The organism is Pseudomonas sp. SDT291_1_S447, assembly GCF_054070155.1.
This window is the reverse complement of record NZ_JBSVXS010000357.1, coordinates 1-279: the sequence shown is the minus strand read 5'-3', so window position 1 is coordinate 279 and position 279 is coordinate 1. Positions and strand designations below refer to the sequence as shown.

Sequence of the window (279 nt, the reverse complement as noted above, 5' to 3'; positions counted from 1 at the left end):
TGGCCAAGGCCGCATGGGACAGCATCGTCGGCATTTTCACCAAGGCCGTAAACGGTGTGATCGAGCTGCTGAACAGCATCCCGGGCGTGAACATCGAAGCGCGTTTCGGCGGCATGCCTGAAGTGCCCGGCGTCGATGCCGCGACCAATGCCGCTGACACCGCCAACGCGGCGCAGAAAGCCCAGCAAACCATCAACGCGGCAATCCCCAGCCTTTCGCCGGCGCGCCCTTCGGCGGTGCCGCCCGGCGGCTTGCTGACCAGCATCCAGAACAACAACA

At 64.5% G+C, this 279-nt stretch carries 1 pseudogene; it reads left to right on the top strand.

Annotated elements, in window-relative coordinates:
• Nucleotides 1-279, top strand: a pseudogene (locus tag ACW9IR_RS29915) (phage tail tape measure protein); the annotation flags it as partial.